Source organism: Pseudomonas sp. S2_F07, assembly GCF_054668325.1.
This window is the reverse complement of the sequence record NZ_CP162758.1, coordinates 227,294-251,123: the sequence shown is the minus strand read 5'-3', so window position 1 is coordinate 251,123 and position 23,830 is coordinate 227,294. Positions and strand designations below refer to the sequence as shown.

The window sequence follows — 23,830 nt, the reverse complement described above, 5'->3', positions numbered from 1 at the left end:
GACCTGGAGCACCTCGGCCCCGCTCCCTTTAACAGGAGCGAGGCCGGGGCGCCGATCGTGGACTATGACCAATCAGGCCCGGGTCGGGTGCTCACGGGCATAGCTTTCGCGGAAATGACGGCAACCACGCCACAGTAGAAGTACGGTCAATGCCGAGGCGCCGGCGATCACCAGCGACATCGACGAGCCGACTGCCGCAGGCGATCCGAAGTAGCGGTCGGTCAACAGCGCCACCAGCGTGGTGCCCAGGCCCAACCCCAGCAGGTTGCTGATCAGCAGGAACACCGCCGATACCTGCGCACGTACCTGGTTCGGCGCGAGGATCTGCATCGCTGCCGTGGACGCCGGCATCGGGAACGAAGCGAAGAACATCGCCGGCACCAACAGGGTCACCGACAGCCAAAGTTGATCGACTTGCGAGAACAGCACGGCCGGCACCGCCATGCCGAGGGCACCGATGACGCCAGTGCGCATGGCAGCGTCCTGATGACCTTTCTTGGCCAGGTAGTCGGTGAGCCATCCACCGAACAGCACCCCGGCGGTGTTGGCCACCAACAGCACGGTGCCGAGCATGTAGCCAGCCTCCATCGGCGACAGGCCAAACTTGCGGATGTACAGCGCCGGGCTCCAGCTCATCAAGCAGAACAGGGCCATGGCGTAGAACGAAAAGCCCAGGTAATGGCAGGTGAAAGTGGCACGGTGGCGGCCAAGGAAGCGCAAGCCATCGCTCATCGCGACCTTCTTCGCCCGACCCTGCGCATCGACCTGCAGGCCTTTGCGCGCCGGATCGCGCACGGTGAGCCAGATCAACAGGCCGACCACGATGCCGGGCAGGCCGACAATGAAGAACGCCAGCTGCCAGGCCTTCATCGCGCCGAGAACGGCGACCTCAATGGTGTTCATGTCCTTGAGCATCGCGATCACATAGCCGCCCACCAGGAAGGCCAGGCCACCACCGACGAACGAGCCGATCGAGTAGATGCCCACGGCGCGGCCGAGTTTCTCCTTGGGGAACATGTCGCTGAACATCGAATAGGCCGAGGGCGACAGGGCCGCTTCGCCGACGCCAACGCCAATGCGGGCGAGGAACATGTGCAGGAAGTTCTTGCTCAGGCCGCAGGCCGCCGTCGCCAGGCTCCAGAACACCACGCCGACGGCGATGATCTTCGGCCGGGAGAAGCGGTCGGCCAGATAGGCGATGGGCATGCCCATGAACGCATAGAACAACGAAAAGGCCAGCCCGTGCAGCAAGCTGAACTGGGTGTCGCTGATCTGCAGGTCGGCTTTGATCGGCTCGATCATCAGCGCCAGGATCTGCCGATCCACAAATGAAAAGATGTAGGCGATCATGCACAAGCCGACCACGTACCACTCGTAAATGTAGGTTTTCTTCTTCTGCTGCTGCAGGACCGCGTTATCGACCTGGATATTCACTAGTGTTTGCTCCTCTTGGAATCCGCTCATGCGCGCAGCGCGCCGGGTGACGGTGCACAGCACACCGACTGGGAAGTTGCGGGGCAGATGCAAAGGACAAAGGGTTCGAACATGGTCAGGCCTCTTATTGTTATGGGGTCAATCCCTGGGTGGACCGGGCTTACCAGAACTTCCAGGTGTAGGTCGTGGCGACACGGAATTCGTTGTAGTCGTAGCCGTACTTCTGTTTCACGTCGATGTTGCGCAGGTCCAGCCCCAGGCCTTGCAGCGCTCCGCTCTGGACCACGTAGCTGAGCCCCAGGAAGCGTTCGCTTTCCTGGTTGTCGCTCAGGTTGTTGCCTCGGTCCCAGTTGGTACCCTTGATGTAGCGGGTGTAGAGCTTGAGCCCCGGCATGCCCATCCCGGCAAAGTCATAGCTGTAGCGCGCGCCCCAGGACTTTTCATCCGGGCGGACAAACCCCAGGGACGACCAGTGCACCAGGTAAGGTTGCGGGATATAACCGTTCATCGTCGGGAACACGCTGTCACCAAGCATGCGCTGGTAACTGAGGCCAAACATGTGCGCGCCTTTGAGCAAAGTGAACAAGCCACCGTAGGAACGGTTGTCGATCTCACCGTTCAAGGCATTGCCATCTTCATTGTTATTGAAGTAGCGCAAGTCGGTTTTAAGTTTGTAGCCATTACCCAGGTCAGCCATATGCATCAGGCCAAAATAGTGTTGCTGATAAATATCGTGCAACACGCCGTAGAAATAACTGGCTTGCAGGTTCTTGGTAATGTCGTAAGTTGCGCCGCCGAAATCCAGGCCGTCACTGTCGAGATTATCGGTGGAGCCAAACTTGTACAGTTTCTCGTGGTTGGAAGATTCCCGCGTCACGGCAGACCAGAACCGGCCACCGGTCATCGTCAACCCGTCGACTTCCCTGGACTCGACCACAGCCCCTTGATAGATCGTATCCAGTTGCCGGCTGGTGTCATCGTACGCCACCGGCAATTGTGGGCGAAGGTCACCCACCTTCAGCTCGGTCTTGCTGTAGCGCATCTTGAAGGTTGCACCGGCGCGACTGTAGTCATCGGCCGTCTGCTGGTCACGGACGCTGTAGGGCAGCGAACCGTCGTTGCCCGACGAATCCAGGCGCACGGCGTACTGCGCATCCACATCAAGGCCGATGGCCAGGGCCGTGTCGGTATAACCGGACGTAAACTGCGCATCGAAACCCTGAGACCAACTATGCACTTCAGAAACCGGCGCGTTGTTATTGGTGTAGTTACGGTGCAAGTAGAAGTTGCGCGTATCCACTTTCAAGTGACTGTCATCGACAACATCGGCATAGACTGCCAATGGTGAACAGATCATTCCCAACACGCCGGCAATACCGAGCCCACGGCAAGATTGTTTTACCTGATACATCTAACTTCTCCACACTTGTATGTGCTGGGCACTGTATTTATAGGAGCAGATTCGAACTGAAAATTAAAAATGCCGGCAGCCGAACACCGAGCCTTCTTGCGCAGGAAGGCGGATTGCATCAGGGATATAGAGAACGATGGGTTCGAGCATTGTCAGGCCTATTGTTGTTATGGGGGTAAAACGCCAGGCGGGCTCAATGGAACAGTCCGCCACGACGACACGCCTCTTGTCTAACCAAGGTAAGTCAGCAGGCGCCGCGCCGATATCGAGATGAACAGCATCCTCTGGGGGGAAATCTTCAACCCGGCTAAAGGTTTCCCTTAGTCGACTCAAAAGCGCAGGGCCCACAGTGGGCGATGGCAAGCCTGTATTGCATAAGCCTTCCTTTAGCGAGGTCTTGTTGCTGAATGGACCCTAAACTAGCGATTGCACTGCCCGCCAACCTCCCCGATTGCGCAGGCGACTCTCCAATTGCGCAGTCAGATGCAGACCGGCCGGGTACTGCAGCCCGCGAGCAACTTTGTTCGTTCTCCTCCTCTCCAGCGTCCCAATATGCGAAGAAACTGTCCCGCCATGCCCATGACATTGCGCCCTGGACACCTACTATTGGACCTGCATCCCTGCCCCACTGGCAGGGACCCGCTACCTATACCGGATGTGCACAGCGCACCCGGACAAGCACGGATTGGAGACAACAATGACAACAGTCGCCGCACCCCAAGACGCTCCTTCACCTCTTCCCGCCTCGGCACCCGCCATTATCCGCTCGTCAGTGCGCCAGCATTCGATCAAGGTGCAGATTTGCTCCCCCGCCATCGGTGCCGAGCTCAGCAACGTCAACCTGGCCGACGCTGCCCAGGACCCCGAACTGATCGCAGAAATCAGGGCACTGTGGTTGAAGCACAAAGTGCTGTTCTTCCGCGACCAGGACATCACCCCCCTGGAGCAACAGCACTTCGCCGCGCAATTCGGCGAACTGGAAGCCCACCCTCTGGCACCGAGCCATCCGGAGGCGGACAAGCTGCTGATGCTGTATCGCAATCTCGATCCGGGTAAACCCAAGAGCTATGTCGAAAAGGCCAGCCGCGAAAACCTCTGGCATGCCGATGTCACCTACAAGCCGGCGCCGCCCCGCGGTGCGGTTTTGCGCTGCGAGATGGGGCCGGAGGCCGGCGGCGATACCTTGTTTTCCAACATGGTGATGGCTTACGAAAAACTGCCGCAGGCCATCAAGCAACGAATCGACGGTCTGTATGCAAAGCATGGCGCCGAGCAGACTTTCGGCGCCCAGTTGCCACGCGAAGAGCGTCATGGGATGGCCGCGAAGAACCCCGCCGTTGAACACCCGGTGGTGCTTACCCATCCGGAGACCGGCGAAAAGGTCTTGTTCGTCAACTCCGCGTTCACGACCCACTTCTCGAACTTCTTCAACTTCGAGGATATCCGCTACGGCCAGGACTTCATGCCAGAGGCTCATCACCTGATGAACTACCTGATGTCCCAGGCTGCCATTCCGGAGTACCAGGTACGCCTGAAGTGGCGAACCAACACGATTGCCATGTGGGACAACCTGCAAGTCCAGCACTACGCGGTGGCGGACTACGGCAATGCACCCAGAAAGATGCTGCGCGCCACCCTTGCGGGCACCCCGCTTGCCTAATCCAAACGGGTTCCCTCCGGGAGAATTTAGGGCACCCGACCGACCATCTGAGTCAGTCGGGCAGCCCTGGCCGCTCACAAATGCTCGACCTCAAACAAAAACAATGGAGATACCTATGCTCTACGAACACGTCGACACCGCAGTCATCGATGGCGAATCGCTGCCGTGGATTCCCTTTACGCCCTATGCCGAAAACGTCCTGCTGAAGTACTTCAAGCTTGACCCGATTCGCGGTGAATGGATTGTCATGATGAAGGCGCCGCTGGACATGCAACTGCCCAAGCACCACCACACGGGCACGGTCATGGTCTACACGATCGAAGGCCAGTGGAAATACAAGGAACACGACTGGATCGCCGGCCCCGGCAGCATCGTCTACGAGACGGCCGCGTCGACTCACACCCCTGAAGTCGTCAGCACGGGGACCACGGACGGGTATTCGCTCATGCTGGTTCAAGTGACGGGCGATCTCGCGTTCCTTGACGGCAACGACAACATCGTCGCGCTGGAGAACTGGAAGACCGGGTTGCAACGCTATCTGGCTTATTGCGAGCAACATGACATCGCGCCGAAGGACCTGACGGCATTCAACTGACCCGGATTTCACGGGAAAACCCGGCGCCTCTGGTTCAAGGGGCGACCGGGCCAGTTGCCGGTTGGCAATCATTCAGGGGAGGGAAACAGGCTGTGTCGGGTCGCGGTCTTGACGCGACATCTGACCCGGGCCTGGCCGCCTGCTCGCTCCCCGATCACAGACAAGCGAACGGAGCGATGCCATGAAAGGCCTGATGATGCAAAAGCAGCTTTTGATTTCCTCACTCATTGAACATGCCGACCGCCATCACGGCGATACGCAGATCGTATCCCGTCGGGTGGAGGGCGATATCCATCGCTACACCTTCCGTGACTGCCACCGCCGCGCGCGCCAGCTGGCCAGCGCGCTGACCCGCCTGGGCGTCAAGCCTTCCGAGCGAATCGGTACACTGGCATGGAATGGCTATAGGCACCTGGAGTTGTACTACGGCGTTGCCGGCATGGGTGCCATTGTGCATACCATCAACCCTCGCCTGCATGAAGACCAGGTCGCCTACATCGCCAATCACGCCGAAGACCAGTACATCTTCTTCGACTTGACCTTCCTGCCACTGATCAAGGCCATCGCCGGGCGCTGCAATGGGGTCAAGGCGTTCATCGCCATGACCGATCAGGCGCGTATGCCCAAGGATGCCGGCATCGACAACTTGCTGTGCTATGAAGACCTCCTTCAACAGGGATCCGCCGGCTACGCCTGGCCGGTTTTCGACGAGGATGCCGCCAGTACGCTCTGCTACACCTCTGGCACGACGGGCAACCCGAAAGGGGTTTTGTACAGTCATCGCTCGTCGGTGCTGCACACCTATGCCGCCGCGCTCCCCGATGCCCTGAATTGTTCGGCGCACGACGTGATCCTGCCCGTTGTGCCGATGTTCCATATCAACGCCTGGGGACTTCCCTACATCGCGTGCATGGTCGGGGCAAAACTTGTATTTCCCGGACCGGCCCTGGATGGAGCATCGCTGTTCGAACTGCTCGAAGCCGAGCAGGTGACACTGTCCGCGGGTGTCCCGACCGTGTGGCAAGGCTTGCTTGGTCATCTGGAAAAAACCGGCCGGCAATTCTCCAGCATGAAACGCAGCATCATTGGTGGCGCGACCTGCCCCCCGTCCATGCTGCACACCTTTGAGCAAACCTACGGCGTAGCGGTATTGCACGTCTGGGGGATGACGGAGCTGAGCCCTATCGGAACCGTCGGCGCCCTGAAGGCCAGGCACCTCGAAATGTCCCCGGCAGAGCGTCATGTCGTGCAATCCAAGCAAGGCCGGGCGGTGTTTGGCGTCGACATGAAGATCGTTGACGCCGATGGCATGGAATTACCCTGGGACGGCGCAACCTCGGGTGAGCTGTTGGTGCGTGGACCCTGGGTGGTGCGCGATTATTTCAGGAACGAAACGAACAGTTCGCCGCTGCTCGAGCACGCAGGCCAAGGGTGGTTCCCAACCGGCGATGTAGCGACCATCGACGTCGATGGCTTCATGCAGATCACCGATCGCAGCAAGGATGTGATCAAGTCGGGCGGCGAATGGATAGGCTCCATCGAGCTGGAAACCATTGCGATGGGCCATCCGGCAGTCTCCCAGGCGGCCTGCATTGCCGCCAGACACGCCAAGTGGGACGAACGCCCATTGCTGATCGTCGTCAGGAAGCCGCAAGCGACACTGACGCGAGAAGAACTGCTCGCATTTTATGAAGGCAAGATCGCGAAGTGGTGGACGCCGGATGATGTGATCTTTGTCGATACGATTGCGTTGGGTGCTACGGGCAAGATCCAGAAGAACCGTCTGCGCGAGCAGTTCGGTGACCATCTGCTGGTCAAGGTTGCCGGCTGAACGAGTGTAAGCACTGTGCGTGGCCGCGAGTGATCGCGACCACGCACAGTGCACTTGTTTCTAGCGCTCCAGTTGCTCGAGAAAGGTCAGGAGTAATTCATTGACTTGATCGACGCTTTCTTCCGCGGCGCTGTGGCCCACGCCGGGTAGCAAGACCTTCTTCTGCAGCCCGGGCAGATAAGTGTCGAGCCGTTCGTAGAGCGCGCGGATTTCGTCCGGTTCCAGCGAAGGGTCGGCGGCACCGCCAATGAACATACTCGGCTGGCGTACCAGCGCACCGTCGAGAAACGCGGTGATCTCCCAGTTCCGGTCACGACAGCGGTAGTAGTTCAAGGCACCGGTAAACCCTGTGCGCGTGTATTCAGTGACGTAGTAGTCGAGCGCCCGTGGGCTCAGCCATGACGGGAACTCGCCCTTCGGCTCAGTGAACGCGTTGAGAATGGGTTCACCAGGTTCGACGAACAGGCGCCAGCGTTCAGCCCCGACAGCGCTGCCGGAGATCGAGTAGAAGACGCTGCGCAAGGTCTTGCGCGGATCGCTGGCCAACTCGCGGTCCGGCTTGTGGAGCTGCTGGAAATACAGGTGGTGATACACCCTGCCCTTCGCCATTGCCTGCAAGCCTATGGTCGGCTTGACCTTGCCCCGCGGCGGCACTGGCGTATTGAGCATCACCAGGCCACGGAACAGATCCGGCCGCAGCATGGCCGCCGCCTGGGCCACCCAGGCGCCCAGGTCGTGCCCGATGATCACAGCCGATGTTTCGCCCAGCGTCGCCATCAAGCCGACCATGTCGCCGACGGCCTGACTTATGTCATAGGCTTCAATGGCATCGGGTCGATCGGTTTGGCCAAACCCCCGCTGATCAGGGACCACGACTCGATAACCGGCCTCGGCCAGTGCCGCGATCTGGCGCCGCCACATGTACCAAAGGTAAGGAAAACCGTGCAGCAGGATGACGAGAGGCCCTTGTCCCTCGTCGATGTAATGCATGCGAATGCCGTTGAGTTCGGCAAAGCAGTGGTTGAATGCATCGGGGTCGTCGGCGTCCACCTGCGCCCTTGCCGCGAGCGGCTGGCCGATACCTGTAGCGGTGCGCGTGTCCATTATCTACCTCCATCTTTGTTGTCATTGTCGGCGTGAAGGTAGCCTTGGGCGGTTGTCCTGCACTAAGCTTCCCGGGACACAATCTGGTGAAACTGGGACACGAGGCCAAGCATGTATACCTTGACGCGAAGCGCCAGCCTTACCGACTTTGAGCAGGTTGCCCGTTCAGTGGGGCTCGATCCATTTCGCATGCTGCGCATGACCCGGCTACCGGCCAGTGTCCTCGACGATCCCAACATCATGATCAGCAGCGATTCGGTAGGCTGGCTGCTGGAGGAGTCAGCCCGCCTGTCCGGCCAGGAGGCCTTCGGGCTGCTGCTTGCGGAAACCCGGCACCTCTCCAACTTTGGCATGCTCGCGCTGCTCATCCGCGAAGAGCCAACACTTCGCGCAGCGCTGCAATCGTGCTTTCGCTATACGCGCTTGCATAACGCCGGTGTGCAAATGTGGCTCGAGGATGCAGGCGACCTGACCCTGCTGCATGTGGGTGTAAACATGCAGGGCCATCGTGGCGTCTGGCGCCAGGCGATTGAACAGGCAACCGGTATTATGCTTCGCACGTTGAGCATCCTGAGCGGCCATGCCTTCCGGCCGGTAAGGGTCAGTTTCACTCACGAGCGACCTTCCAGCCTCGAAGTGCACCACCGCGTGTTGGGTACCAACATCGAGTTTTCCCAGGAATTCAATGCCATCGTATGCCGTCGGCATGATCTGGACCTGCCTATTCCCACGGCCGACCCCGCGTTGCATCGCGAGGTGAAGCGATCGCTGGACATGCAGTTGGCCAACCTGCGCGACGAACCGGCGCAGCGGGTACGCCAGATCGTCAAGATGCTACTGCCAAGCGGACTGTGCTCCGTCGATGGCGTGGCCCAGCATCTCGGAATGCACCGACGCACCCTCAACCGACACCTGGCAGCCGAGGGAGAGAGTGTCACGACCATCATGAATACCGTACGCGCCGAACTCGCCGAAGAGTATCTGGCCAACAGCAAGCGCCGATTGTATGAAGTCGCCGAACTCCTCGGTTTTTCCTCTGCCGGTGATTTTTCACGCTGGTTCCGCAGCCGTTTTGGCAAGACACCCTCGGCTTGGGCCGTCTCCTACCGAGCGAGCAAGACGGCATCCGGGCCCCTGTCGCCTGAATAAGAAAGCAGGTTAATGGCCGACTCAAGCCTGTTGGCCAGCCACATTGCCTGAGCCTCGCACCCCCGACGTTTCTGACCCCGCCACCCTTGCGCAAGCGTCCCAATACGCGAAGATTCTGTCCTGAAATGCTCCTTGCACCGCGCTCGTGCAACCTACTATGGGTCAGTGGCCCCTGCTCCGTTGATGGGGGCCACAACACCTACCGGATACACGTAGACCGCCCAGGATCCTGGGTCCTTGATGGCTCCAGCGGTTCGTGAATTCGGGTCCAGCAACCCATTCGATGGTGATGCAAAAAATACGATCCTGGATCTGGTCGCGCTACTTGCAGTCCCCCACCGGGATCGTCCCGGGAGCAGCGCAAACATCATCAGAACAGCGCCCGATCGCGCAACACATCTTCACGTCACCATCGGCCGAGGGAAGTCCTACGCATGCCCACGCTTGTTCGCGCCGCCGTTTTGACCAAATACCTGGACGTTACCCAGGACCTGGGATTCAACCCGCTCGACGTCATGGCAGTCGCAGGTCTGAACAAGGCTCAGCTGCAAGACCCGGAATCGCGCATTCCCATCGATGCCGCCGTGCGTCTGCTGGAAGATTCGGCCATCGCCAGCGGTTGCCAGACCTTCGGCCTGAGCATGGCCGAGTCGCGCCAGTTATCGGACTTCGGCGTGGTCAGCCTGCTGCTCAGCCATCAACGCACCCTGCGCGAAGCGCTGCAGGTGATGGTGCGCTACCGTCATCTGATGAATGACTCGCTGGCCATCTTCGTTGAAGAGTGCGGCAAGATGGTGATCATCCGTGAAGAGATGGTCACCGAGTCGCCGATGCCCAGTCGCCAGGCCACGGAGCTGGCCATCGGCGTGACGTTCGGTCTGTGCTCGGCCCTGCTCGGCTCGCACTGGCGCCCTTACAGCGTCAACTTCATGCACCAGCCGCCGGACAACCTGTACCTGCATCGACGCGTATTCGGCTGCAACCTGGAATTCGGCAGCGAGTTCAATGGCATCGTTTGCCCTGTCGCCAGCCTCGACATGATCAACCCCGATGCCGACCCGACCATGGCCCGTCATGCCCAGAGCTACCTGGACTCGCTGCAAAGCCCCGAGACCACCTCGACGCTGTTCGAAGTGCGCAAGGCCATCTACCTGCTGTTGCCCATGGGCCGCGCCACCATTGAGCAGATCGCCCAGCACCAGGGGATGAACGTGCGCACCCTGCAACGTCGCCTCAAGGACCATGGCTGTGCCTTCAGCGACCTGATCAACGATGTGCGCCGCGCCCTGGTACTGCGTTATATGGAAAACCCGAACCACTCGCTGAGCCACATTGCCGACATGTTCGGCTTCTCCATGGCGAGCTCCTTTACCCGCTGGTTCATCAACCAGTTCGGCATGCCGCCGGCGGTGTGGCGCAGCGCGCAGAAACAGTCCGGTTCGGACGCTGCCGCCTCCAAGTCATTCTGAACACACGGCAAAAAAAACGGCGACTGCTGGTACAGTCGCCGCAAAAAACGGTGTTTGTGGCACAGGTCGGGATGTTAACGACGACTCACAGTTTCACCTCCAGCCCGAATTCGCTCATGGACTCAGGAACACTCTGCCCCTGAAGGCGGGCAATGTCTTTGTGGTAATGACACTTGGCATAAAAGAACACCGCCGCCGCGACGAGGCTGATCAATGGCACCAGTTGAAACGCGGCATGCAGACCGATGAGGTCCGACACCCGGCCGGTGATGAACGGCCCCGGCGCCAGCCCCAGCAGGTTGTTGGCCAGGGTCAGCGTGGCGAATGCCGTACCGTGCACCGAGTAATGGGTCAGGTTGGCAACCATCGCGCCACTGGGGCCTGTAGTGCCGGTGGCAATCAACATGCCCAGGCAGATCAGCAGCAGTTGCACCGGCCCTGCCTGCAAGGCAAAGGCCGTCGACAGCAACAGGCAACTGCCCAGGCAGAAGCCGATGGCCAGGCTGACCTTGCGCTCCGGTGAGTGCCGACACAGGCGGTCGCTGAGCATGCCGCACACAATCATCCCCACACCGCTGCACAACACGATGCCCGCCGCCATGCCACCGGCCTTGTCGGTGGGCATGTCGTAGTAGCGATTGAGGTAGCTGGGAATCCACACCATCACCGTACCGCCGACGAACAACTGCAAGCCGCTGCCGATGTAGGTCGACACCACCGAACGGCTGGACCACAGCGTGCGCAGCGGACGCTTGACCGCCACCGTTGCCTTGTTCGCCACTGGAGCGACACGTGATGGCGCAATGCGCGCTTCCTTGACGATCAGCGGATAGAGCATCGCCAGCACCAGGCCAAACAACGACATGCCGGCGAACGACCAGCGCCAGCCCAGCTTGGCCGCGATGGCGCCGCCCAGGGCCATCCCTAAGACAGCGCCGAACAATCCGCCGGCCATGAAGGCACTGGTCAGGGTGGCCCGCATGTGTTTGGGGAACACCGAAATCACCACGGCGATGCCGACGCTGCCGTAGGCAGCCTCACCGACACCGACCATGAAGCGCGCGATGAACATCTGCTGGTAGTCCTGAGCCAGCGCGCAACCCAGGGTCGCCACGCTCCACAGCAACGCCATCAGCGCCAGGCTCTTGACCCGGCCGAAACGGTCGGCCAGCAACGACAGGGGAAACGTCAGCAGGCCCACCATCAGGGCAACGATGCCACTGAGCAGGCCGAGCTGTCCGTCGCTCAACGCCCACTCGGTCTTGAGCAACGGGAACACCGCGTTCAGCACCTGACGCGACATGTAATCGGAAATCAACAGGCCGAACGTCAGTGCAAAAACGATCCAGGCATATTGGCGCGAAACGCTGACGCAACCAGCGTCGTCATCGTCGGCGACGATTGGATGAAAGGCCATGCAGCCTCCTCGAAGTCTTTATTTTATTGTTGTTATCAAGCGTGTAGCCGGACGGCGAGCGATAGTCTCTTCAAAGCCCGCACGGGAGTGCATCTACATGGCCAGGGTCATGTTGTTGCCCGGCAGAACGTTCTTGAGCAGGGGGGCGGCGGTCAGGATTGACCAACGCGCATTGCAGTGAGTGCATCCACTTTCTACCTCCATCTATTTTCAGTAGTCGGCTTGAAGGTAGCCCTCGGAGGGCGCCTTGCACTCAGCTTTTCAGGACACAATATTGTGATACTGGGACAAAAGACCGTTCAGTTTGGGCATGCTCGCGCTGTTTATCCGCGAAGAACCCTCCGATGCTCCGGGTCAAAGCGGTCGGTAGACAGGCCAATGGCAAACAGGTGGTGCCCTGCTACCCTCTTTTTTACCCGGGTCGGGCATACCGTCAATAGCGACTGAGGAGAACTTCGCGGTGTCGAATCAGCTGGTCATACGCAACATGACCCGTCCCGAGCTGGACGAGCTCGTCGATTGGGCTGCCCGTGAGGGTTGGAATCCCGGCCTTCACGATGCCGAGCTGTTCTGGGCGACGGACCCTGCCGCCTTCATCGCGGCGTCCCGGGGCGGCGAATTGATCGGCGGCGGTGCCATCACCTCCTACAATGGCGAATTCGGCTTCATGGGTTTTTTCATCGTCCGGCCTGAATATCGCGGTCAAGGCCTGGGCGATACCCTCTGGCACGCACGCCGCGAGCGACTCCTCGCCCGACTGCGCCCAGGCGCGAGCATCGGCATGGACGGCGTCTTCGCGATGCAGGACTACTACGCCAAGGGTGGTTTCGTCTTCTCCCATCGCAACATGCGTTTTCGCGCCGATCTCACCGCCCGCCCGACGACTTCGCAGGTAGACGGCCAGGACATCGTCCCGTTGGCCTCCTTCCCGTTCGATCAGGTTGTCGATTACGACCGCACCTGTTTTCCCGCCGCGCGCGCAAGTTTCCTGAGCGGGTGGATAGCCCAGGCCGATGCGCTCGCCGTGGGTTGCCGGCGCGCGGGCAGGCTAAACGGCTATGGCGTAGTAAGGCGCTGCCGGGAAGGCTACAAGATCGGCCCCTTGTTCGCCGATGACGCCCTGGCAGCCAATGCCCTCTATGCGCGCCTGGCGGAATTTGCCGAGGGTGGCCCGCTGTTTCTCGATGCCCCGGAGAATAACCCCGCCGCGATGGCACTCGTGCACCAACAGGGCATGCTCGAGGTTTTCGGCTGCGCACGCATGTACCTCGGCCCTCCTCCGGCGATCGCGCACGAACGTGTGTTCGGCGTCACGACCTTCGAGCTGGGCTGATGTCCGCTCGCGACCTCATCGGATATGGCGGCTGCCCGCCCCACCCGCGTTGGCCCGGTGAGGCGCGCGTCGCGGTCCAGTTCGTACTCAATATCGAAGAAGGCGCGGAGTCATGCCTCCTTAATGGCGATGCCCAGTCGGAGGCCTGGCTTCACGAGCTGCCGGGCCGCCCGCCACGTGTGGGGGAACCGGACTTGAGCGTCGAGGGCATGTACGAATACGGATCGCGCGCGGGGGTGTGGCGCATTCTGGATCTGTTCAGCGCCCGCGGCCTGCCGCTGACCGCCTTCGCCGTCGGCCGGGCACTGGAACTCACCCCGGCCATTGGCCTGGCGCTTTGCGCTGCGGGGCATGAGATTGCCGGGCATGGCTACCGTTGGCTGGACTATCGCGACATGCCTGAAGACCAGGAGCGGCGCCATATTCGCCTCACTCTCGACGTGATCGAGCAGATCTGCGGTAAGCGCCCCGTGGGTTGGTACACAGGAAGGGTCAGCCAGAACACCCGCCGTCTGTTGCGTGAGGAAGGTGGGTTTCTCTATAGCTCGGACGCCTACAACGATGACCTGCCCTATTGGCTCCCAGGCTCGCCCGCTCACCTGGTGATTCCTTACACACTGGTCAACAACGACGCCCGCTATCTGCTGCCCAATGGTTTCGCCTGCGGTGAAGACTTCTTCCAGCTGCTCAAGGACGCTTTCGACCTGTTGTGGCAGGAGGGCGCGCAACACCCGAAGATGATGAGCATCGGCCTGCATGGGCGGATCAGTGGCCACCCAGGTCGTGCGATGGCGCTGGCGCGTTTTCTCGATTACGTGCAATGCCACGATGCGGTGTGGATCTGCCGGCGCGAAGAGATTGCCAGGCACTGGATAGCCCGATTCCCCGCGTGAGTGGCAAGTGGTTCGCAACGGCCCGCATCACTGACCTGTCTTATCCCGAATGTGTCACATTGTGCCGTTACCGCTCGTCCCTGAACCTCGGAATCGGCACCTGTCTGTCGGCCTGGGTAACGACCGCAGCTGAGCTTGGCGTATTAGTTGGAGGAGTTGCAATGACAACAATCGATGTGAAATCCCGATTCGAAGCAAAGCTTCTTCGTCCGGCAAAGCCTGGTAACGATACGTCGTGGGCGTTCGTAGTACTGCCAAGAGACGCGAGTGAACAGCTTCCGAGGCGAGGAAGGACAACCGTTGAAGGCACAATCAATGGACAGCATTTCCAGGCAACCCTTGAGCCCGATGGTCAGCTGAGCCATTGGCTGCAGGTAAGTAGAGCGTTACTCGAGGCCGCAGGCGCGGCCGTTGGGGATATCGTTACACTCGAGCTAACCCCTGTGAAGAAGGAACCCGAGCCTGACATCCCGGCAGATTTTCAGGAGGCACTGGCAGCCGCTCCCGAGGCTCGTAACGTTTGGAACAATACGACGACCATCGCACGAGTAGACTGGATTCACTGGATTACTTCAGCCAAGCAACTTAAGACGCGCGCAAAAAGAATTGGTGATGCCTGCGATATGCTTGCATCCGGAAAGAAGCAGGTTTGCTGTTTCGACCAGTCCGGCTACTACAGTAAGGCCTTCCGTGCGCCCGAGGCAGAAAGTTGTTAAATGGAACATTCCGTTAAATACACCTGACAATGCGTTCAAGTTGTTCACCGGGACGGTTTTCGGGGCGTCCGTCTACCGCGCGGTCATTGACTACCGGTTAACTGAAATCCAGGCCGCATGGCTGGATGTTTCTTCGCGCATGCCCACTTGAGTATGGACATTCAGGCTGCAGCCATTAATTCCATTGGTTATGTGGGTGAGGAGCATTCGTTCTATTGCGCGCGGCATGGGTGGCTAATCTTCGGAGGTTAAGGAGGGGCAGCCTCCGGGAAGGTGCAACCTTATGGACGCAAATCCTATCGAAACCGACTACCTGGTCATCGGGGCTGGCGCGACGGCCATGGCCTTCGTCGATACGCTGCTCAAGGAAACGAATGCACGCATCGTGATGGTGGATCGACACGGTCGACCTGGCGGGCACTGGAATGATGCCTACCCCTTTGTCCGATTGCACCAGCCCTCGGCCTTCTATGGCGTCAACTCACGGGAACTGGGCAGCGGAACGAAAGACACGACGGCACTGAACGAGGGCTTGTATGAGCTAGCCTCCGGCGCCGAGGTGGTGAGCTACTTCGATCAGGTGATGAACCAGCAGTTTCTGCCGTCAGGTCGGGTCCGTTACTTCCCCATGTGCGACTACACCGGCGACCGCATTGACGACCACCGGTTTACCTCCCTCGTTAGCGGTGTAAGCCATCAGGTGCGGGTGTACAAAAAGGTGGTGGACGCCACCCATGCCCAGACGGCGGTGCCCTCGACCCACCCGCCCAGATACACGGTGGAGCCCGGCGTGCAATGCGTGCCACTGAACGACCTGCCGAAGATCCGGCACCCACACACTGGCTACGTCGTGGTGGGATCGGGCAAGACCGGGATCGACGCCTGCCTGTGGTGCCTGCAAAACGGTGTTGCGCCCGAAAAAATCTGCTGGATCATGCCGAACGATCCGTGGTTGATCGACCGGGCCAACCTGCAACCCGGCCTCGACGGCTTCGAACGAACAATCGGCGGCCTCACGGCACAGTTCGAGGCCATCGCCGCCGCGGACTCGATCCCGGACCTGTTCTCCAGGCTTGAGGCGGCGGGCCAGCTCCTGCGCCTGGACAAGTCCGTCGAACCCACTGCTTACCGCTGCGCCACCGTCACACAGGCGGAACTGCGTGAGCTGCGACGCATCGACAACATTGTGCGCCTGGGGCGGGTGCGAGTGATCGAGCCAACGCGCATTGTGCTCGAGCAGGGAAGCATCGCCACGAGCCCAGGCGTTCTGCACATTGATTGCAGTGCCAGCGCCATTCCGTCACTGCCTGAAATGCAGGTGTTCGACGGAGGCAAGATCAACCTGTTGATGGTAAGCACCTGCCAACCGTTGTTCAGCGCGGCCTTGATCGCTTATGTGGAAAGCCACCTGGAGGATCAAACGCAAATGAACGCGTTTTGCACAATGGTCCCCCCGCCTCACCTCCCCACGGACTGGATCAGAATGTGGGCGGTCAACCTGGGTAACCAACTACGCTGGGGAGAGCATGAAGGCCTGGCCCGCTGGGTCAGGCAGTCGCGTTTGTACTTCATGACGGCGGTGGTCAGGGGCATGCAAGAGGCCGACACCGAGAAACTGGCGCAGCTGCATCGGCTCTCTGTCAGCAAGCAGCAGGCTCTGGCGAATCTGCCGCGGTTACTGGAGGCCATCGCTTGAATAGCAGGAAGCGCACATGAACGAGCCACACCTCGAACTGCTCGACATCAATGGCATCCGCATGCAGGTCGCCATCCAGGGCTCCGGTCCGTTGGTCTTGCTGTGCCACGGATTCCCGGAGCTGTGGTACTCGTGGCGCAACCAGCTTGCTGCGCTGGCGGCCGCCGGCTACAGAGCGGTAGCGCCCGACATGCGCGGCTATGGCGGCACGGATGCGCCAGCCGAACCCGACGCCTACACCACGCTCCACCTGGTAGGCGACATGGTCGAGTTGGTCAATGCACTCGGCGAACAGCAAGCAGTGATCGTTGGCCATGACTGGGGCGCGCAGGTGGCCTGGAGCGCAGCATTGATGCGACCCGATCTGTTCCGCGCCGTGGTCGGCATGAGTGTTCCCTTCTCGCCACCGGGGCGCGTGGAGCTCCTCAGTGCGCTTGTCTCACGGGGTATCAGCGACTTCTACATCCAGTATTTCCAGACGCCGGGTGTGGCCGAGGCCGAGCTGGAAAGGGACGTCGAGTCGTCGATCCGGCGCATCTACTTCAGTGGCTCGGGTGACGGGCCCGATTGGCCGGTTTTCGGCAGGCTGCAGCCAGGCCAGGGCTTCCTGGGCGCGATGATCGAGCCCGAAACCCTGCCAGACTGGCTAAACCTCGAGGATATTGCCTACTACACCCGCGAATTCACCCGCAGCGGATTTCGCGGCGGCTTGAACTGGTACCGCAACATGACTCGCTCATGGGCACTGCTGGCACCTTGGCGCGGTTGCATTATCCGGCAGCCGTCGATGTTCATTGCGGGCAGCCGCGACGGCGTGCTGAAGTTTCCGAGCTCCCCGCGGCAGATCGAAGCCTTCGCGCAGACACTGCCGGAACTGCGCGGGTGTCATATCCTCGAAGGTGCCGGCCACTGGATACAACAAGAGCGCGCGACAGAGGTCAATGAGCTGCTACTGGACTTCCTGAAAAAACTCTGATCAGAAGGTTGAATTTTTATCCATAATTGAAATGCCATAGACCGGTCCATCCCGTATTTAGGTATTGATACGAGTGACCGTGGGCATGCAGGCGGCGCCAACACCGGACCGGTGTTGGCTGTATGGATTCAAGATTGGAGGGAACCATGAGCAATCTCATCGCCACCGACGAACCACCTGAAGCCGTTCGCCTCATGGTCAGGGTTTACGCCTACTTGCTGCTCGCAGGATTTGCGTTTGTTCCGGCCTATCTGATTGGTTACTTATACTTTTTCCAGGACCCCACGCTTTTATTCGAGAATCACCTGTTCCATATAGTTGCGATCACGACAGCCACCTTGGCAGGCTTGTTTGTTACCTACGTAACGTGGCGCTGCTATCAGTCATCGGGAGATCCGCTGCTGCGATGGATGACGCTTGGATTTCTCGGCTTTGTTCTGATCTACGCGTTGCACGGTGCGTTCACCGAACAAGCACACCACAATATCTGGCTCTTCCTGCTTTATGGACCAGCCTCTCGACTGGTCATGTCGATTCTGCTGTTAGTCGCAATGCTGTCGTACCACCGCCCACCTGATACCGCGGACCAACGAATGAAGGCCCGCCCGTGGTTGACCTGGATAGGACTGTTCCTGGTGGTTGACGGGGCAGTGGCGTACGTCGCGAATTCGCCGATCGCCAGCGATCTCGCGGTGCGCCTCTCGATGGAGGGTGGTGCCCTCGTTCTTTCCACATTGACCGTGACAATACTCGTACTGCGCCGTATCCGTTCGCCGCTGATGACAATTTTCATCATCTCGGTCACCGCGTTCGCGCTGTCCTCTCTTGCCTTCATCCTTGCACGTCCGTGGAACCATATGTGGTGGCTCGCCCACGCGATCTTCGCCGGTGGATTCTTCATGCTGAGCTATGGGGTAGTGCAAGCGTTCCTCACCACGCGGTCGTTTTCGAAGATTTACAGCCAGGAGGAGTTGATGGTGCGTCTTGCCGAGGCGATGGCGTATACCGAGAGCGCCCTGCAGGAGCTCCAGCGCACCAATCAAAAACTCGGGCACCTTGCGGCGACCGATCCACTGACAGGCGCTGATAATCGGCGTCGGTTCATGGAGCGGGTCGAAGCCGAAATTGGCCGGACCAAACGCGGCGGTGCGCCGTTCTCCGTGTTGGCACTCGATCTGGATAATTTCAAGTCCATCAACGATCGCTTCGGGCATCAGGTTGGCGATGACATCCTGAAGAGTTTCGTGGAGAAATGCCTCGATTCGATCCGGCCGTATGACGGTGTAGCCCGAGTGGGCGGGGAAGAATTCATGATACTGCTACCTCAGACTTCACTTGAAGGCGCGCACGAAATCGCTGAGCGTCTGCGAAACACCGTTGCAAACAGTTCCTTTCATGGCCTGCAGCGGTCAACCGTGGTTACAGTGAGCATCGGCGTATCGCAATCCGGTCGCGATGGCGACACCATCGAGGCAATTCTGCGTATAGCCGATCAACGCCTGTATCACGCTAAACACGAAGGCCGTAACCGAGTGGTCACTACCTTCAAAACCAGCCTGCAACCTCTGCCCTGACCATCGTCTCGAAGTCGCTGAACTACCGGTCTGAGGTACGGCCCCAGGCAATTTTGTCCGCCCCCCTGAAACGGAGACGCCAGCATGAGCACCTTGCAACTTCACCCCGCACTGGACAACGGTATCCAACCCGCCGCCGCGAATTTCACAGGTGGCACCCTGCAATGCCTGTGTGCGACCGACAAGGTCGAGGTCAAGATCGACGCACAAACTCTGTATAACCACGCGTGCGGATGCAGCAAATGCTGGAAACCACAAAACGCGACATTCGCCGTCATCGCGGTGGTGCCTCGAGATAAGGTCAGCGTCATTGCCCACAGCGAAAAACTGGCAATTGTCGACGAAACCGCCACCATCCAGCGCCACGCCTGCAAGCAGTGTCACGCTCATCTCTTTGGGCGCATCGAGAACAAGGACCATGCGTTTTATGGCCTGGACTTCGTCCACACCGAACTTTCGCCACAGAGCGGATGGGCGGCGCCGGGATTCGCGGCGTTCGTGTCCTCCATCATCGAAACCGGCACACCGCCAGCGCAAATGAAGGCTATTCGCGAGCGCCTGCGCTCGATCGGCCTGGAACCCTATGACTGCCTGTCCCCGGATTTGATGGACGCACTGGCGACTCATGTTGCCAAACAGAAAGGCCTGCTCCCCTCCGCCTGATTGATCGGTTGCCGCGGTTTCTTTTTCGGACCGCGGCCATATCCGGTCGCTCGTGACTAGCCACAGTCCACCCGTTGCAGGCAGTCGGCTAGCCTGGAATAAATTTGCTCCCTTCCTTGCGGATGGGGATTATCCACGCTGAGTCGAAGCAGATCCGACTCATCACCCACCGTGAGAGCCAAATCTTTTCGTGTGAGTAAAGTCGAACTAACGAGCAGCACAGTGACAGCACCGGACAAGGCAATTACAATTTGATTAACATCTAGCGACTTGAGCGATTGAATACCCCATGGAAAGCAAGACTGCGCGCCTCACTGTGCTCATTGATCCCGTCAAGAAAAAAGCCTTCGAGAAACTCTGTGCAGCACAAGACCTGACGCCTTCTCAGGTGGTCCGTCAACTGATTCGTGACTACCTGGACACCCACGGCGCCACCTATTCAACCAAAAGTAAGCATGCCGCCAGTACCAAGTCATAACCTGACACGGGCAGCAAGCCTCTAAAGGATCGACGGACCCTCTGCGAGGCTGACCGCTTTAGCCAGCGCGGTGTTGAAGTCGGCGTGGTAATGCTCCGTGCCGATTTCTTGCAAGATACCCACCCTATCGAGCTTGTTGAGCACCTTCGTGTTCGCTTCGCAGAGTTTCACCACGATATTGCGCTTGTGCAGTTGCTGAATGACCTCCTCCAGCACCTGCAAGCCAGTGATATCCATGAACGGTACACGCTTCAAGCGAATAATCAGCAGACGTGGATCGGTATGGGTCTGTGCCAAGACTCGCTCGAAGGTCTCAGCCGCGCCAAAGAACAATGGCCCTTCAATCGTATAAATCAATGTGCCTGCCGGCAGGCGAGTGTGCCCATTGGCCCTCAACTCTTCTTCTAGCTCATGCTCGACTACCTGTTGTACCTCAACAGATGAGGCCATGCGGCGCATGAAGTGCAGCATCGCAAGGATGACGCCGATATTCACAGCGATCACCAAGTCACTGAACACTGTGAGACTGAAAGTGATGAGCAGAATAGCTACGTCTGCGCGAGGGGCCCGCTGGACCATGCGTTTGAAGTGCTTCAACTCGCTCATGTTGTACGCGACCACGAAAAGAATGGCGGCCAGAGCGCACAGTGGAATGTTTGAGGCCAGAGGTGCCAGAAACAGAATAATAAGCACCAACGTGACCGCGTGCATAATGCCGGCCAGCGGGCTCGTGCCGCCGTTACGGATATTGGTTGCAGTACGGGCAATCGCTCCGGTAGCTGCGAAACCGCCAAACAATGGAGTGACCAGATTAGCCACTCCCTGACCGATCAGCTCCTGATTGGAATCATGCTTAGTGCCCGCCATGCCATCGGCCACCATCGCCGACAGCAGTGATTCGATCGCTCCAAGCATGGCGATAGTGAACGCCGGACCGATCAAATCGATGACGCGAGACAGCGTGATTTCAGGCAGGCTCAACGCTGGAAGGCCTTGAGGTATGCCACCAAATGCGCTGCCAATCGTGGCTACCCCCTCGAAATGAAAGGTTGACTGTATCGCTGTAGCTACCGCCATTGCGACTAATGGACCAGGTACCCGTTTGAGTCCGGGCATTTTGGACGCGGTGATGACCAGGAAAAGACTAAGTACCGCCAGCAGGGTCGTGGCCAAATGAAGATCAGGGAGCGCCTGGAGCAAATGCCAGAGCTTTTCATGGAAATGCTCTCCACTGATCCTCGGTAAACCGAAAAAGTCTTTCCACTGTCCGACCCAGATGATCACGCCGATGCCTGCGGTGAATCCGACGATCACCGGATCGGGGATAAACTTGATGATTGCACCGAGCCGGGTCATCCCCAGCAATAACAATATGGCACCTGCCATCATCGTGGCGATTTGCAGACCGTCAACACCATGCTCGGCCGTGACTCCCGCCAAAATCACGATGAACGCGCCTGTCGGCCCGGCAATCTGCAAGCGGCTTCCCCCAAAGAGCGAAACCAGCAGGCCACCGATGATTGCGGTGTAGATGCCTTGCTCAGGTTTGACGCCAGATGCAATGGCAAACGCCATTGCCAGAGGGAGCGCCACGACCCCGACGATCACGCCAGACACCATATTGCCCAGCCAATGCTCTCGCCCCAACAACCCCGCCTTCCATGCCTCAACTATCGCAATCATGGCTAGCTCCTCAGTGGATGCATGTGCATAATATTAACATACAGTGATAATTTAAATGCCCTTGATCCACTGCTTCGGGCGGCTGGAAATGTTTATAGAGAAAGTTCAGATGGAGCTGGGCGGGCATGCACTGCAAATAGAGAATCTTGAGAGCGCGTGTAGCGTGGTGACTGACATGAATCGTAAAGCTGTGAAATGCAAACACGCCGAAGGCGTGACCTTTGACACCCATGTGATCGCAAACCCGACCAACCCCAAGGAGTGGATCGTGTTTTTCAAGAAGGACGCCGGGAGAAGTTATTTCTTGGTAGATGACAACGAGGAAGTCGAGTCTTTCGGGCATCTGGATGACCTGATCGCAGAGCTTCGAGACTTGGGCCTCAAGACCGCTGAAATCCACTTTTAACCCTTGGATCGCGCCTTGGAGACATGATCATGTCAGTGAAAATCGAGTACCTATCCAGTCAAAGAGAAGCTCTTTGGTCTGTATGTTTTGGCATCAGACGAGTTCAGTTTCGGCATGAAAAAAGTGCTCACGACTTTGCTGCCAAGCTCAAGGAGAGAATCGAGGCTCCGCATGTTTACCCTCAGCGTGATCCGCCAGCGAAAAATCATAGTTGATCGGTACAGGCAGATTGAACATCGCCCTGCATATCTACCTGCTTGTTCTACATAACGGATCCGATTGAACTCGTGACCTCCGGTAAAAAGGCCGAGTAGCTCAATCACCGGTCAATTGGCCTTGATCCAATTGGTGACGATCGGTCAGTCCGCATTTGATAGCGTTTTCGGCAGGTAACTTTATCCCGATCACAGTTGTTTGCAGCCCCTCGCGACGGACACCCCCCTAGCCAGAAGTGGACACTCAGAACTCAGCCGCGCACCAGATAGGCTCCTGACGGAACCCGATGTCGCAGCTTCTTGCATTTGCCGGGTGCAGGCTGATGCCCCGGCGGACGATCAGGAAACCAGATTCGGCATTTGCCCGGAGGCGGCATATAGTCGCGCGGGATCTCAACCTCAGCGTACGCCCGCCCCGGCTCGACATTAGCCATTTGTAATTTTCCTTCGGGCCCGGTTCTGCCAGCCATCGGCGCAGCCGGAACCCGATCTGCCTCTGCGCGAGCGAAGTTGCCAGCATCGTGCCCAGTGTCGGAAGTGGATTGCTCGGCAACGGCCAATTCCGCTTCGCGGCGCCTTTGGGCCTCCTCTTGCAGCCCCTTCTGTGCTGCGACCAGGTCCTCTTTGGCATTGGGTGGAATACCCGAAGCCTGGGCCTGCTGCGCCGCCTGGATCAATTGGAAGTTGCGGTTGCGTAACGCGACATTGCCACCAACCCGCATGTTCGAGCGCGCCGCCAGGGTTTCGGCCTGCTGGTACTGCCCCTGCTGAAGACGCAACACACCGAGGTAATGCAGGGTCGCGGGATTGTTCGGCTGGATATGCAGGGCACGCTCCAGCGTGGCAGCAGCCTGGTCCAGTTGGCCATTTTCATACTGTCGCGAGGCGGTTTCGATCAGGGTGGTTGATGCGCTGTTGCTTTGCGCGGGCGCTCTTCGCTCGGCAGCAACCGAACAAAGCGACGCGACGGCGCAGAACGCCAGGATGAGTCCCGACAGAAAACTCTTGGTTGGCATCAGGGGGGCGAACTCGACTGATCTCGGACGACACTGAAGTAAAACAGGCCAAGGCGCTGCTCGGCATCTGCGATACGGGGCCCCAATTGACCTGGCCAGCACCCTGAAGTT

20 protein-coding genes are annotated in these 23,830 nt (G+C 59.1%); 14 read left to right on the top strand and 6 right to left on the bottom strand.

Going from position 1 to position 23,830, the window contains the following annotated elements; translation table 11 throughout:
• Positions 1 to 72 precede the first annotated feature (72 nt).
• Together AB4O40_RS01140 and AB4O40_RS01135 are read right to left on the bottom strand one after the other, a co-directional pair.
• The gene (locus AB4O40_RS01140; protein ID WP_056722797.1) at positions 73 to 1,434 is read right to left on the bottom strand and encodes a spinster family MFS transporter; all 1,362 of its coding nucleotides are present in this window, start codon (positions 1,432 to 1,434) and stop codon (positions 73 to 75) included.
• A gap of 160 nt (positions 1,435 to 1,594) precedes the next feature.
• Complete coding sequence (locus tag AB4O40_RS01135) at positions 1,595 to 2,845, bottom strand: OprD family outer membrane porin (RefSeq protein WP_056722799.1); 1,251 nt, start codon at positions 2,843 to 2,845, stop codon at positions 1,595 to 1,597.
• A 787-nt stretch (positions 2,846 to 3,632) separates the two neighbouring features.
• On the opposite strand from AB4O40_RS01135, the gene AB4O40_RS01130 reads away from it, so the two are divergent.
• The 3 genes from AB4O40_RS01130 to AB4O40_RS01120 all read left to right on the top strand — a co-directional run bounded on the left by AB4O40_RS01130 (position 3,633) and on the right by AB4O40_RS01120 (position 6,931).
• On the top strand, positions 3,633 to 4,505 hold the full coding sequence (locus AB4O40_RS01130) for a TauD/TfdA dioxygenase family protein (RefSeq protein ID WP_201783877.1): 873 nt from the start codon (positions 3,633 to 3,635) through the stop codon (positions 4,503 to 4,505).
• A 115-nt stretch (positions 4,506 to 4,620) separates the two neighbouring features.
• A complete protein-coding gene (locus tag AB4O40_RS01125) occupies positions 4,621 to 5,100 on the top strand; it encodes a 2,4'-dihydroxyacetophenone dioxygenase family protein (protein WP_056722803.1) in 480 nt (159 codons plus the stop codon).
• Positions 5,101 to 5,281: 181 nt separating this feature from the next.
• Positions 5,282 to 6,931: a 3-(methylthio)propionyl-CoA ligase gene (locus AB4O40_RS01120; RefSeq protein WP_056722805.1), complete on the top strand. Its 1,650-nt coding sequence runs from the start codon at positions 5,282 to 5,284 to the stop codon at positions 6,929 to 6,931.
• A 60-nt stretch (positions 6,932 to 6,991) separates the two neighbouring features.
• Here the strand turns inward: AB4O40_RS01120 and AB4O40_RS01115 are convergent, their stop codons facing one another.
• Positions 6,992 to 8,035 carry an alpha/beta fold hydrolase gene (locus AB4O40_RS01115; RefSeq protein WP_460056589.1) on the bottom strand — a complete coding sequence of 348 codons (1,044 nt, stop codon included), beginning with the start codon at positions 8,033 to 8,035 and terminating at the stop codon, positions 6,992 to 6,994.
• A 111-nt stretch (positions 8,036 to 8,146) separates the two neighbouring features.
• On the opposite strand from AB4O40_RS01115, the gene AB4O40_RS01110 reads away from it, so the two are divergent.
• Entirely contained in the window at positions 8,147 to 9,184 is a 1,038-nt protein-coding gene (locus AB4O40_RS01110; protein WP_223541629.1) for an AraC family transcriptional regulator, read from the top strand.
• 434 nt (positions 9,185 to 9,618) lie between these two features.
• Positions 9,619 to 10,653 carry an AraC family transcriptional regulator gene (locus tag AB4O40_RS01105; RefSeq protein WP_056722808.1) on the top strand — a complete coding sequence of 345 codons (1,035 nt, stop codon included), beginning with the start codon at positions 9,619 to 9,621 and terminating at the stop codon, positions 10,651 to 10,653.
• An 85-nt stretch (positions 10,654 to 10,738) separates the two neighbouring features.
• Here AB4O40_RS01105 and AB4O40_RS01100 read toward each other — a convergent pair whose 3' ends face one another.
• Entirely contained in the window at positions 10,739 to 12,070 is a 1,332-nt protein-coding gene (locus AB4O40_RS01100) for an MFS transporter (protein WP_056722811.1), read from the bottom strand.
• A 460-nt stretch (positions 12,071 to 12,530) separates the two neighbouring features.
• Here AB4O40_RS01100 and AB4O40_RS01095 point away from each other — a divergent pair, with 460 nt between their 5' ends.
• The 8 genes from AB4O40_RS01095 (at position 12,531) to AB4O40_RS01060 (ending at position 20,399) form a co-directional block, all read left to right on the top strand.
• On the top strand, positions 12,531 to 13,403 hold the full coding sequence (locus AB4O40_RS01095) for a GNAT family N-acetyltransferase (RefSeq protein WP_056722814.1): 873 nt from the start codon (positions 12,531 to 12,533) through the stop codon (positions 13,401 to 13,403).
• Complete coding sequence (locus tag AB4O40_RS01090) at positions 13,403 to 14,296, top strand: polysaccharide deacetylase family protein (RefSeq protein ID WP_056722816.1); 894 nt, start codon at positions 13,403 to 13,405, stop codon at positions 14,294 to 14,296. Before AB4O40_RS01095 ends, AB4O40_RS01090 begins: the two co-directional genes overlap by 1 nt.
• Before the next feature lie 161 nt (positions 14,297 to 14,457).
• Positions 14,458 to 15,012, top strand: a complete 555-nt coding sequence (locus AB4O40_RS01085) for a YdeI/OmpD-associated family protein (RefSeq protein WP_056722819.1) — start codon at positions 14,458 to 14,460, stop codon at positions 15,010 to 15,012.
• A gap of 283 nt (positions 15,013 to 15,295) precedes the next feature.
• Complete coding sequence (locus AB4O40_RS01080) at positions 15,296 to 16,708, top strand: NAD(P)/FAD-dependent oxidoreductase (protein WP_460056595.1); 1,413 nt, start codon at positions 15,296 to 15,298, stop codon at positions 16,706 to 16,708.
• A gap of 16 nt (positions 16,709 to 16,724) precedes the next feature.
• The gene (locus AB4O40_RS01075) at positions 16,725 to 17,684 is read left to right on the top strand and encodes an alpha/beta fold hydrolase (RefSeq protein WP_460056597.1); all 960 of its coding nucleotides are present in this window, start codon (positions 16,725 to 16,727) and stop codon (positions 17,682 to 17,684) included.
• Positions 17,685 to 17,830: 146 nt separating this feature from the next.
• Entirely contained in the window at positions 17,831 to 19,258 is a 1,428-nt protein-coding gene (locus AB4O40_RS01070) for a GGDEF domain-containing protein (protein ID WP_056722826.1), read from the top strand.
• 84 nt (positions 19,259 to 19,342) lie between these two features.
• A complete protein-coding gene (gfa, locus tag AB4O40_RS01065) occupies positions 19,343 to 19,921 on the top strand; it encodes an S-(hydroxymethyl)glutathione synthase (protein ID WP_056722828.1) in 579 nt (192 codons plus the stop codon).
• 289 nt (positions 19,922 to 20,210) lie between these two features.
• Entirely contained in the window at positions 20,211 to 20,399 is a 189-nt protein-coding gene (locus AB4O40_RS01060; protein WP_056722830.1) for a ribbon-helix-helix domain-containing protein, read from the top strand.
• Between the two features lie 21 nt (positions 20,400 to 20,420).
• On the opposite strand, the gene AB4O40_RS01055 is transcribed toward AB4O40_RS01060, so the two are convergent.
• Positions 20,421 to 22,082 carry a SulP family inorganic anion transporter gene (locus AB4O40_RS01055; protein ID WP_409079388.1) on the bottom strand — a complete coding sequence of 554 codons (1,662 nt, stop codon included), beginning with the start codon at positions 22,080 to 22,082 and terminating at the stop codon, positions 20,421 to 20,423.
• A 175-nt stretch (positions 22,083 to 22,257) separates the two neighbouring features.
• Here AB4O40_RS01055 and AB4O40_RS01050 point away from each other — a divergent pair, with 175 nt between their 5' ends.
• Complete coding sequence (locus tag AB4O40_RS01050; protein ID WP_056723133.1) at positions 22,258 to 22,488, top strand: hypothetical protein; 231 nt, start codon at positions 22,258 to 22,260, stop codon at positions 22,486 to 22,488.
• A gap of 466 nt (positions 22,489 to 22,954) precedes the next feature.
• Here AB4O40_RS01050 and AB4O40_RS01045 read toward each other — a convergent pair whose 3' ends face one another.
• Entirely contained in the window at positions 22,955 to 23,719 is a 765-nt protein-coding gene (locus AB4O40_RS01045) for a tetratricopeptide repeat protein (RefSeq protein WP_460056602.1), read from the bottom strand.
• Between the last annotated feature and the right edge of the window lie 111 nt (positions 23,720 to 23,830).

What these genes read in the sequence shown, in the direction of transcription:
- AB4O40_RS01135 (WP_056722799.1), bottom strand. Translation starts at nt 2,845, where the DNA reads ATGTATCAGGTAAAACAATCTTGCCGTGGGCTCGGTATTGCCGGCGTG.
- AB4O40_RS01125 (WP_056722803.1), top strand. Translation starts at nt 4,621, where the DNA reads ATGCTCTACGAACACGTCGACACCGCAGTCATCGATGGCGAATCGCTG.
- AB4O40_RS01120 (WP_056722805.1), top strand. Translation starts at nt 5,282, where the DNA reads ATGAAAGGCCTGATGATGCAAAAGCAGCTTTTGATTTCCTCACTCATT.
- AB4O40_RS01115 (WP_460056589.1), bottom strand. Translation starts at nt 8,035, where the DNA reads ATGGACACGCGCACCGCTACAGGTATCGGCCAGCCGCTCGCGGCAAGG.
- AB4O40_RS01110 (WP_223541629.1), top strand. Translation starts at nt 8,147, where the DNA reads ATGTATACCTTGACGCGAAGCGCCAGCCTTACCGACTTTGAGCAGGTT.
- AB4O40_RS01105 (WP_056722808.1), top strand. Translation starts at nt 9,619, where the DNA reads ATGCCCACGCTTGTTCGCGCCGCCGTTTTGACCAAATACCTGGACGTT.
- AB4O40_RS01100 (WP_056722811.1), bottom strand. Translation starts at nt 12,070, where the DNA reads ATGGCCTTTCATCCAATCGTCGCCGACGATGACGACGCTGGTTGCGTC.
- AB4O40_RS01090 (WP_056722816.1), top strand. Translation starts at nt 13,403, where the DNA reads ATGTCCGCTCGCGACCTCATCGGATATGGCGGCTGCCCGCCCCACCCG.
- AB4O40_RS01085 (WP_056722819.1), top strand. Translation starts at nt 14,458, where the DNA reads ATGACAACAATCGATGTGAAATCCCGATTCGAAGCAAAGCTTCTTCGT.
- AB4O40_RS01080 (WP_460056595.1), top strand. Translation starts at nt 15,296, where the DNA reads ATGGACGCAAATCCTATCGAAACCGACTACCTGGTCATCGGGGCTGGC.
- AB4O40_RS01075 (WP_460056597.1), top strand. Translation starts at nt 16,725, where the DNA reads ATGAACGAGCCACACCTCGAACTGCTCGACATCAATGGCATCCGCATG.
- AB4O40_RS01070 (WP_056722826.1), top strand. Translation starts at nt 17,831, where the DNA reads ATGAGCAATCTCATCGCCACCGACGAACCACCTGAAGCCGTTCGCCTC.
- gfa (WP_056722828.1), top strand. Translation starts at nt 19,343, where the DNA reads ATGAGCACCTTGCAACTTCACCCCGCACTGGACAACGGTATCCAACCC.
- AB4O40_RS01060 (WP_056722830.1), top strand. Translation starts at nt 20,211, where the DNA reads ATGGAAAGCAAGACTGCGCGCCTCACTGTGCTCATTGATCCCGTCAAG.
- AB4O40_RS01055 (WP_409079388.1), bottom strand. Translation starts at nt 22,082, where the DNA reads ATGATTGCGATAGTTGAGGCATGGAAGGCGGGGTTGTTGGGGCGAGAG.
- AB4O40_RS01050 (WP_056723133.1), top strand. Translation starts at nt 22,258, where the DNA reads ATGAATCGTAAAGCTGTGAAATGCAAACACGCCGAAGGCGTGACCTTT.
- AB4O40_RS01045 (WP_460056602.1), bottom strand. Translation starts at nt 23,719, where the DNA reads ATGCCAACCAAGAGTTTTCTGTCGGGACTCATCCTGGCGTTCTGCGCC.